This is a genomic window from Pseudomonas sp. PARCl1 (genome assembly GCF_947311875.1).
Lineage (GTDB): Bacteria > Pseudomonadota > Gammaproteobacteria > Pseudomonadales > Pseudomonadaceae > Aquipseudomonas > Aquipseudomonas juntendi.
The window spans coordinates 18,393-27,999 of record NZ_CAMZMX010000057.1; the positions used below are offsets into that span (position 1 = coordinate 18,393).

General features: G+C 65.5%; 3 protein-coding genes. All 3 read right to left on the reverse strand.

Translation table 11 applies throughout. The annotated features are described in order from the left end of the window. Positions 1-121 precede the first annotated feature (121 nt). Genes recD through recC form a run of 3 tightly spaced genes read right to left on the reverse strand, consistent with a single transcriptional unit; the run spans position 122 to position 9,347 of the window. Positions 122-2,197 carry an exodeoxyribonuclease V subunit alpha gene (gene recD, locus QME24_RS22395; RefSeq protein ID WP_280091854.1) on the reverse strand — a complete coding sequence of 692 codons (2,076 nt, stop codon included), beginning with the start codon at positions 2,195-2,197 and terminating at the stop codon, positions 122-124. Further along, the gene (gene recB / locus QME24_RS22400; protein WP_280091855.1) at positions 2,194-5,868 is read right to left on the reverse strand and encodes an exodeoxyribonuclease V subunit beta; all 3,675 of its coding nucleotides are present in this window, start codon (positions 5,866-5,868) and stop codon (positions 2,194-2,196) included. The genes recD and recB overlap by 4 nt, the downstream gene beginning before the upstream one ends. Next, on the reverse strand, positions 5,865-9,347 hold the full coding sequence (recC, locus tag QME24_RS22405) for an exodeoxyribonuclease V subunit gamma (protein WP_280091856.1): 3,483 nt from the start codon (positions 9,345-9,347) through the stop codon (positions 5,865-5,867). Before recC ends, recB begins: the two co-directional genes overlap by 4 nt. Positions 9,348-9,607 lie beyond the last annotated feature (260 nt).

Below are 9,607 nucleotides of genomic sequence, written 5' to 3' on the forward strand. Positions count from 1 at the left end.
ACGATAGCACATGGCCGCATCACTGTAGAAAGGCAGGCACCGCGGTGGTTGGCACGGGCTGCGCCCGTGTTCGCGGGCATGCCCGCTCCCACAGGGGATCTCCACCTGATTTGGGCCGGGGTCAGACTTGCTCCAGCATCAACCCGGAAATGCGCCTTACCTTGCGCGACACCGCTTCTTCGAAAATGCCCTGGCGCGGCTCGACCAGGCTGAAACAGTGCTTGGCGCGGGTGATCCCGGTGTAGACCAGCTCCTTGGTCAGCACCGGGTTCAGTGCGTCGGGCAGTACCAGTGCGGTGTGGCCGAACTCCGAACCCTGGGACTTGTGCACCGTCATGGCAAATACCGTCTCCACTTCATTCAGGCGGCTGGGCAGGACAAAACGCACGCCGCCGCTGCCGTCATTACGCGGGAAGGCCACCCGCAGCAGCGGCTCGCCGCGCTCGTCCGGCAAACGCAGGGCAATGCCGATGTCGCCGTTCATCAGGCCCAAGCCGTAGTCGTTGCGGGTGACCAGCACCGGGCGCCCTTCGTACCAAGGCTGCTGGCTATCGATCAGGCCGGCGCCGTGCAGCACCCGCGCCACCCGCTCGTTAAGCCCTTCGACGCCCCAGGCACCGCGGCGTACCGCACACAGCAACTGGAAGTCCTCGAAACTGTGCAACACCTTGCCCGCCCACTGCTCCCAGGCGGGGTCGTCGAACGGGGTATCCAGCAACGGCCGATAGCGGCCAAGGGTACGCAAATAACTGCGGTACCCTTGTGGCCCTTCGCTGCCCTGGTTCAAGCCGTCGAGCAGCAGGCGGTCGAAGGCGCGGTCCTGCTCGTGCCTGAGCACCAGGCTGTGCACATCAGCCGGTGGCATGGCCAGCAGGTTGCGCGCCGCGTGGGCGTCCTGCCGGTTGACCAGCCGCGCCAGCTGGCCAATCCCGCTGCCTTCGCCAAAGCGCCGCGAAAAGCGCAGCATCACCACTTGCTGGGCCAGCGGGTTGCGCTGTTCATCGCCAACCTTGAGGCCACTGCCAGCCAGCGATTCGCCACTGACCTGTTCGAGCCAGCTGGCGGTGGCCGGCGCGTAGTAGCCTTCTTCGGCGTCCCGGCACAAGTCACCCAGCACGGCACCGGCCTCGACCGAGGCCAGCTGGTCCTTGTCACCCAGCAATACCAGGCGTGCCCGCGCTGGCAAGGCGTCGAGCAGGTTGGCCATCATCTCCAGATCGATCATCGAGGCTTCGTCGACCACCAGCACATCCAACGGCAACGGGTTGCCCGCATGGTGGCGGAAGTGCCGCGAACCCGGGCGGCTACCGAGCAGGCGGTGCACGGTGCTGACGTCGGTCGGCACCTGCTCGCGTACCTGGGCACTGACCTGCAGGCGCTCGACCTGCTGGCCAATGGACTCGGTCAGGCGGGCAGCGGCCTTGCCAGTGGGTGCCGCCAGGCGGATACGCAATGGCCTGCCCTGCTCCACCGCCGGCGCTTGCAACAACGCCAGCAGGCGCACCACCGTGGTGGTCTTGCCCGTACCGGGGCCGCCGGTGATGATGCTGAAGCCGGCGCGGGTGGCCAGGGCGCAGGCGAGCTTCTGCCAGTCCACCTGGCCTGCCGGGGCGCCGCCCTCGAACAACTGCGCCAGGCGTTGCGGCAAGCCCGCCGGCGCTGCTTCAGCCTGGCTCAGGCGCAGGCGCAAGGTGTGGTCGATACGCCGCTCGTAGCTCCAGTAACGGCGCAGGTACAAGCGCTGGCCGCTGAGTACCAGTGGGCGCGCCTGCTGGCCCGGTGCGTCGCCAGCGGCCACCAGCGGGCTGGCAACGATGCGTTGGCGCCATGCTTGCAAGTCGAGGTTGGCCAGCAATTGCGAAGGCAACAGCAACGGGCCGGTCAGTGCGTCGCCCTCTGGCGGCAACGACAGGGCAAAGTCGGGCTCGGCCAGGGTTTGCTGCAGGTCGAGGCAGACGTGGCCGTGGCCCAGTTGATGGCTGGCCAACGCTGCGGCAAGCAGCAGCAAGGGGTCACTGCCTGGGGCCCGCTCTTCCAGAAATGACACGAACGCACGGTCAAGCGGCCGTAGCCAGCCGCGTTCGACCCAGCGGTCGAGCAGTTGCAGCAGGTCACCGCTGTCAGTTTGCGGCGCCAGCGCCAGCAGGTACTCGGCGTGCAATGGGGTGGGCAACAGGTCGACAAGGCTGCGACTCATGGCATGACTCCGGCAAACAGGTCCTTCTGGGTGGGCGGGTGCTCGCCACGGAACAGCGCATCCAGGCTTTCGATCAATTCACGCGGTGGCTTGGTGAAGTAAACGCCGTGCCCGCTGCTGCTGGCGCCCCGCAGGAAGATGAACAAGGCACCGCCCACGTGGCGGTCATAATCGTAATCCGGCAGCCGCGCGCGCAGTTGCCGGTGCAGGGCCAGCAGGTACAACACGTACTGCAGGTCGTAGCGGTGTTCGAGGATGGCTTTTTCCATGGCCAGGGCATCGTAAGCCTGGGTATCCGGGCCAAGCCAGTTGGATTTGTAGTCGGTCACGTAATAGCGGCCGTCCAGCTCGAAGGCCAGGTCGATGAACCCTTTGAACATGCCATTGAGCAGCGTCGGCTGCGCCGCCGGGCGCGCCAGGCCGGGGTGGGTGTGGCGTGCTACCAGACGATCCAGCTGCTCGGCGTCGACGCGCTGGCTGGCGAACCAGAACTCCATTTCGATCTGGTAAGTGCACAGCTCCCCGAGCGTCACGCTCTGCCCACTGCCGGGCAACGGCAAGGCCTCGCTCAGCAAGCGCTGCATCCACTGGCTGAGGGTGGGGATCCAACCCGTCCAGTCTCGGCGGTTGCAGCGCTGGCCAACGGTTCGCTCGATCAACTGCGGGTTACGGCTTACCAGGCTAAAGCCTTCGCGGCCTGCCCACTCCAGCAGACCGTGCAGGAAGGTGCCGGGGTTCGGCCCCCGCGGGAAGCGGTGGATATCACCGCTGTCGGCCGGGACTTCACGCAGCACCTGCACATCGACGACTTCGTCATCCTGCAGTTGCTGGGCCTGCGAGCTGTCGGCACCGAGGGTTTGGTCACCAACGCGCAGGGCGCTGTAGGAGGCGATCCACCAGTGCTCAGCGGCGGCGCGGCGTGGCTTGCGTGCCGGCAGTAATTCACGTTCGGCGTGGGGCATGCGATACACCTGCTGCTGCGCCGGCGGCAGGCCTGGGCAGGCGATGTGCGGGCAACCCGCGGCCAGGGCCTGCAACCAGTCGGCCAACTGCGCCGAACTGGCCAGGGCAAGGCCGCCACCCAGCAGATACCCCAACGCCGAGCGGTGCAACTGCGACGTTTTCTGGTTGCCGCGCTTGAGGTCGGCGACACCCAGCCAGCAGGCATGCTGGGCACGGGTAAGGGCCACATACAGCAGGCGCAGGTCTTCGGCCAGGCGCTCATCGTCGGCGCGTTCGATCTGCTCCTGGCCTGGGGTCAGGGTAAGGTGGGCGTGGCCTTCAGGGTCGTGCCAGGCCAGCGGCAGCCGGCTACCGTCCACAGGTTTGCTGGTGCAGATGAACGGCAGGTAGACCAGCGGATACTCCAGGCCCTTGGACTTGTGGATGGTCACCACCTTGACCAGCTGTTCGTCGCTTTCCAGGCGCAGGATCTGGTCCTCGCCAGCCTGGCCAGAACTGGCCAGGTGCTCGGCCAGGTGGCGAATCAGCGCCTGTTCGCCATCCAGTTCGCCAGCTGCCTGCTGCAGCAACTCGGCCAGGTGCAGCAGGTTGGTCAGCACCCGTTCGCCATCGCTGCGGCGGATCAGCGTGCGCGGCAGCTGGAAGTCATGCAGCAGGTGGCGCAGCATAGGCAGTACGCCCTGGCGCTGCCAGGTTTCGCGGTAGTAGCGGAACCGCATGACCCAGCCTTCCCAGACCCGCTCGTCCTGGTTCAAACGGTCCAGTGCGGGCAACGACAGGCCTAAGGTAAGGCTGGCCAGGGCCGCCTTGAGCAGGCGCTCCGAATCGGGCTCGGCGCAGGCCTTGAGCCAGGCCAGCAGGTCGTGGGCTTCCTGGGCAGCGAACACCGAGTCCTTGTCGGACAGGTACACACTGCGTACATCGCGTGCGGCCAGCTCGGCGCGCACCAGCTGCGCTTCGTGGCCATCCCGCACCAGAATGGCGATGTCTGACGGCAGGCAGGGGCGCAGTTCGCCTTCGGCACTGCGGAAACCGGCCGTGCCTTGCTGGCCGCCATTGAGCAAATCGACAATGTGGCTGGCGCAACTGGCGGCCAGTTGCTGGCGGTAGACACTGCCGGATACCGGCTCGTCGCTCTGCAACTGCCAGCATTGCAGGGCAGCGCTGGCTTCGCCGTTGATCACCAGCTGTTCGCTACGGCCTTTGGCGTGCACCTCGATGAACGGCAACGGGTTGTCATCCGCACCGCGGAACAGGAACGCCCCGCGCCCTCCCTGACGCGCCTCGGCCTGCAGGAACACCTGATTGACTGCCGCCACCATGGCCTTGCTGGAGCGGTAGTTGGTGTCCAGGCTGTGCAGCCGACCGCTGGTGGCCCGCCGTGCGGCGAGGTAGGTGTAAATGTCTGCACCGCGGAAGGCGTAGATTGCTTGCTTCGGGTCGCCAATCATGAACAGGCCGGTGTCCGGGCGGTTTTCGCTGATCTGGTAGATACGCTCGAAAATGCCGTACTGCACCGGGTCGGTGTCCTGGAATTCGTCGATCAGGGCCACCGGGAACTGCTCACGAATCAGCCCGGCCAGGCGCTCGCCGGCTTCACTGGCCAGTGCGTGCTGCAAGCGCACCAGCATATCGTCAAAGCCCATTTCTGCCCGCCGGCGCTTCTCCACTTCAAACCGTGCCGAAACCCAATTGGCGGCATGCTCGAGCAGGGGGGCATCCGGGCTGTCCAGGGCTTGCAGGTGTTGCGCCAGGGTCTGCATGGCATCCAGGCCTGGGTGCGCGGGTGGCTCGCCCTTCCAGGCCTCGGCCATGCCGGCCGGGGTCAGGCGGGTGAAGCCGGTACCGAGGTCGAGCTCCACCTGTTGTTCGTCCGTAGCCCACGCGTGGAGCTTGTCGAACCAGGGTTCGAAATAGCGCGCTTGCATCTTGCGGCCGTTGACCTGCTTGGCAGCCAGGGCATCGCGGCAGATCTGCCGCAACTCTTCGGCCCACTGTAGCCAAGGTGCCTTGAGCCGGGCCAACTGTTCGCTGCGCTGCTGCAGCGATGCCTCGATCAGTGCCGCCGGTTCCGCGCCGTGCTGCTCGGCCCGCACCCGACCGAACAAGGGGCGGATGCGCGGGAGCAAGGCGTCGGGGCTGACCCAATGGCTGCGCACCCACGCCAGCGCTTGGCCTTGCATGCTGTAGCAGAAGCGCCGCCAGTAATCGCGCATGACTTGGCCCAGCAGCTCGCTGTGGTCGGTTTCCAGGGTCTGGGTGAACAGGCTGCCGCTGTCAAAAGCGTGCTCGCGCAGCATGCGCTGGCACCAGCCGTGAATGGTCGATACCGCTGCTTCGTCCATCCACTGCACCGCAATTTCCAGGCGCCCGGCACAGCGCGGCCAGGCCTCTTGCGGGTAGTCGTCACGCAGTTGGTGCAGCAAAGGGTCGGCGCCCTCCAGCTCGCCACGGAAGAAGCGTGCAGCTTCTGCCAGGCGGGCACGGATACGCTCGCGCAACTCCTTGGTGGCGGCGTCGGTGAAGGTCACCACCAGAATCTGCGGTGGCAGCAGTTCGCGTGCAAAACCCTGCTCGCCGCCATGCCCGAGGATCAGGCGCAGGTACAGGGCGGAAATGGTGAAGGTCTTGCCGGTGCCGGCACTGGCCTCGATCAGCTGGCTGCCATGCAAGGGGAAACTCAACGCCAAGGGGCGGGCCTGGGTCATGCGGCTTTCTCCGGGTTGCCCAGGGTCTGCCAGGGTGCGGTGAACAATGGGCGGTACAAGGTTTCGCACCAGCCTTCAAAGGTTTCGTCGGCGGTGAGTGCGGCGAAATCACGGAACTGCCGAGCCAGGGCGATGCTTTCACTGCGCTCGCCGAAACTGTTGCGTTCATCGCCCTCGTAGGCGCGGGCCGCAGCGGCCAGGGCTTTGTCGGCATCGTCGTGGGCCAGCCAGGCAAAAGCGGTTTTGGCGGCGACCGACAGGGGCGCGTTCATCGCGGCCTGGCGCGCCACCAGCAGGTCGCCCAACAGTTGCCCGGCGGCGCCTTGCGGCAGCGGTGCCAGCAACAAGGTCAGGTCGCTGGCGACCAGGGCGCTATGGTAGGCGTAGCCTGCGGCACAGGCCGCCAAGTGGGTGACCCAGGGCGCGATCAGGCGGTGCCACTTCAAGTTGTTGCGCCCCGCACTGATGGTGTTGGGCACGGTGGTAATACTCAGAAGGCTTTGGTCGTCGGCCTGGAATACCCGCCCCAGCCAGCCTTCGAGACGGTGCCGGCCGTGCTCGAAATGAACGGGCAAAGCGCCCTCGACCAAGCGCGGCCAGCGTTGCAGCAACTGCTGGTGGCGTTGCAGCAGGTCGGGTAACGGCTCGATCAACTCGCTTTGCAGCAGCTCGCCGAACCCCGCCAGTGGCAGCACGCCGCAAGCCTGCAAACGCCGGGCCTGAGCCTGCAGGGCCTGCTCGGCGTTGCCCGGTGCGGCCAAGGCGACACCGAGCAGGCTTTCACTGGCGCCGTAGCGCTGCAGGGTGTCGAGGGTGAAGGGTTCTTCGTCCGGGGTCGGCGCCTCCAGCGCTTCGAAGTACACCTTGAGGCGCTGACTGAAGAAATGCCGAACCGGGTGGCGCAGGAAGTCACTCAGCTGGGTCAGGGTAAGCGCTTCATCATCCTGATAGGGCGCCAGGGCTGGTTCGCCCTGCGGGTCGCACTCGCTCTGCTGGTGCAACACTTGCCATTCGTGGGCATAGCTGAACAGCGGGCTGCCCTTCTGGAAGTAGCGCGGGCTGAACGGTTGCAGCGGGTGCTCCTGGGTCAGGGCGTGCAGCAGCTGCTCGCCAGCCTGTGTCGCCTGGCCCTGCTGTGCGCCGTTCAGCTGCCAACCCGCCGCAAGGTGGTCGCGCAGCTGCCCGATCAACACCGAGGCCGGGCGTTCGCTGTTGTCACGGATACTGCGCCCGACCCAGCTGACGTACAGCTGGTCACGTGCCGACAGCAGCGCTTCGAGCAACAGATAACGGTCGTCCTCACGGCGTGAGCGGTCACCGGGGCGGTAGTCGCTGGCCATCAGGTCGAAGTCCAGCGGCTGCTGGGCGCGGGGGTAGTCACCATCGTTCATGCCCAGCAGGCACACCACCCGAAATGGGATCGCACGCATGGGCATGAGGGTGCAGAAATTCACCGAGCCCGCCAGGAAACGTTGCGACAGCTTGCCTTGGTCCAGCCCCGACAGCCAGGCCTCGCGTACCACGGTCAATGGCAGAGGGTCCTGCAGGCCGACCGTTTCGCATACTTCAAGCCAGCTATCGCGCAGATCCTGCAACTGGATCAGCAGGAATTCGTCGTGCTCGTCCTCGGCCAGGAAGAACACATGCAACAGGGCATGCAGGCGCTCGCCCCACTGGCTGACGGTGGCCGGTTCGGCCAGGGCTTGGCAGGCGACATCCAGTGCGTCGAGCAGGGCCACCAGCGGGCCGATCAGGGCTGCGTCCAGACCACCGATTTCATCGTACGGCTCAATACCGTCACACGCTTCGCCCACGCCTACGGCATACCCCAACAGCATGCGTCGCAAACCAAAGCGCCAGGTGTTCTGTTCAAGCCCGGCGGGCAGGCCAAGGCTGGCTCGCTGCTCGGCATCGAGGCCCCAGCGAATGCCTGCGCCTTCGATCCAGCGATGCAGGGTAGGCAGGTCGTTTTCGCGGATACCGAACCGGGCTCTTACCGCCGGGACATCCAGCAGGTCGAGCACTTCGCTGACTGCGAAACGGCTGTCCGGCAGCTTGAGCAGGTGTTCCAGCGCAATCAGCAGAGGTTCCCGACCACGCTGCCCTTGGTCGGTCAGGGTGAACGGTATGTAACGCGGGTCATTGCGCTGCAGTTGGCCGAAAACGGCGCGGATGTGCGGCGCGTATGTGTCGATGGCCGGCAGCATGACGATGACATCACGCGGGCGTAATGTGGGGTCGGCACTGAAGCGGGCCAACAGCTGGTCGTGGAGAATCTCCACTTCGCGCTGGGGGCTGTGGGCAATGTGAAAACGGAACGAGCGGTCGTTGGCGGGATCGACCGGCGGCCACAGCGCGCGCGTTTCTGCCAGCGGGCGGAGTTCGAGAATGTCGTCCTGCAATTGATTGAGCAGCGTGGCGGGTGAACCGTCGCTGAACAGATCGATGCGACCATCGCTGAACACGCCTTGGTAGCTACCCGGGTCGTCGTAGCTGTCGAGCAAGTTGATGTAGTCTCGGCCTTGCTTGCCCCACGCAGCCAGTAATGGGTGTGCGTGTTGGTGCAGGGCCTGGTCGTCGAGCTGCAAGGGCATGCCTTGTTTGCGCTGCTGACGCTTGTATTGGTGGCGCAGCAGGTCTTTGTCGGCAACGATGTCCGCCCAGTGGTGGCGACAAGGGTTGTGCACGCACAACAACACCTGGCTGAAGCGTGCGAGGCCGGCCAATGCCTCCAAGGCCTGGGCCGGCAACGACGAGATACCGAACACGATCACCCGCGAGGGTAACCCGGGGGGAGCCTGTTCCAGGCTATTGATACGTTCGATGAAGCGCTGGTGCACGCCGGCCCGGCTCTGCGCCATGCCTTTTTCGCCGACGTCTTCCAGCAAGGCCTTCCACAGCTCGGCCTGCCAGCGGTTAGCCGGGGGCAGGGCCTTGCGTTCGCCACGGGCGGTGTTCAGCACGTGCTCACCCGCTGCCCAGTCCCTGAGCCAGTCGGCCCGGTAGACCTGATACTGGTCGAACAGATCGGCCAGGCGCTCGGACAGCTGGTAGCGCTTGCGCTGGTCACCGTCGTCCGTCAGGAAGCGGCGCAACGGCTCGAAGTGCGGGCGCTCGATCAGCGCTGGTAGCAGACGCATCAGGCGCCAGGTCAGCGGCGCTTTGTCGAGCAGGGATACCTCGGGAATTTCATCGCGCCCCAGCACGCTGCGGTACAACTGCCACATGAAGCTGCCGGGCAGTTGAACCTCGATTGCAGCGGCGATGCCGCAGCCACCTTGGTCGTCCTCCAGCGGGTCTTCCGCCAGCGCCAGCTTGAGCCATTGAGCGATACCGTTACTCTGCACCAGGGCGATTTCGTTTTCCAACGGTGCCAGCGGGTAGCGACGCATCCAGCTCACCACAAGGCTGCGCAAATCGTCGAGGCGGTTGCCGTGGACGATCATGAAGCCGGGGTGAAGATGGGTGGTGTGGGGCATCGGAAACTCTCTGGCAGGTGCTGAGCTGAGGTTGGTGGGGGAAACGATATCACGCGTGATGCGTTCGCTGGGGGGCATGGCACGGGCTTCGCCCGTGTTCGCGGGCACGCCCGCTCCCACAGGGATTGTTGTGAGGCCAGGGGACTTTTTGGGAGCACAAAGACAAAACCCCTACCTGCATGCGCAGATAGGGGTTTTGCGAAATGAATCTTGACGATGACCTACTCTCACATGGGGAAACCCCACACTACCATCGGCGA